Genomic DNA, 1,027 nt, shown 5'->3' with positions numbered 1-1,027 from the left:
AAAAAGGAATTTTTAATATTTTTTATTTAAAAATCATTTGTTTATTTTGCTGTAATTAATTGTGTCAATGTAATTGTTTAATACATGATTTTTGTGAGCTATTTAACATTTTTTTATTTGATTTAAAGTGATGTTGTGAACTAAGTCACTAGAAACAATAACTTAAATCTAAAGTAACAACTTAATTAAAAACTAGTTAGAAATTAATAATTTATAATGAGGAATATAATCATGGCTGAAATACAAATTATTTCCAAGGAAAGTCATAAAACCCTTGCAAATACGACGGCAAAAACAGCTTCACTATCATCTTCTGAACCGGCAGTTGTATTAGTTAAGATTCCTACAACTGATATTTCGGCAGTGAAAAGAGATGGAACGAATGCTGTTGTTCTATTAAAAAATGGAGAAATGATCGTAATTCAAAATTTCTTCAGCGAGAGTGCTAGCCTAGATAATAGCCTTGTATTTCAAGGGGAAAATGGTCAGCTAATTTGGGCAAGATTTAAAGATGCAGAAAATGATGCAGATGCAGATAGTGACGCAGATGCAGATAGTGATTCTGACCATGAAGGTGCAGTTTATTTAGAAGAAACACCAGCAGCAGTTCCTGAAGTTGCACAAGCGCCAGTTTCAGATGTTGTTTTTCAACCAATTCAATCTGTTGAACCCTTACTTTATCATGAAGGTGGATTAAGCCCTTGGTTATGGGCGATACCACTTGCTATTGGTGGTATTGCTGCGGCTGCGGGCGGTGGTGGCGGAAATGATAATAACAATAATACTCCTCCAGATACTACGCCACCGAATACAAGTAATGTTTGATTCAATATCAATCCAGTCACGGCGGACAATGTGATCAATATTGCTGAATCATCAAGTAATGTCACCATTACGGGAACGTTGACGAATATCCCAGCAGATGCAGCGACTACAGTGGTAACAGTGGTTGTGAATGGCGTAAGTTATAACGCGACTGTAAACACTGCAAATGGTACATGGAGTGTGAATGTACCGGGCAGTGGCT

General features: G+C 36.3%; 1 pseudogene. It reads left to right on the top strand.

The window, feature by feature from the left end:
* Positions 1-231 precede the first annotated feature (231 nt).
* Positions 232-1,027: pseudogene (locus AAV96_RS00010) on the top strand (BapA/Bap/LapF family prefix-like domain-containing protein); the annotation flags it as partial.

The sequence above is a fragment of the Acinetobacter sp. AG1 genome, from assembly GCF_001005525.1.
Taxonomy (GTDB): domain Bacteria; phylum Pseudomonadota; class Gammaproteobacteria; order Pseudomonadales; family Moraxellaceae; genus Acinetobacter; species Acinetobacter modestus.
Note: the sequence above shows the minus strand (reverse complement) of the source record. Positions and strands in the feature narration are given on the sequence as shown.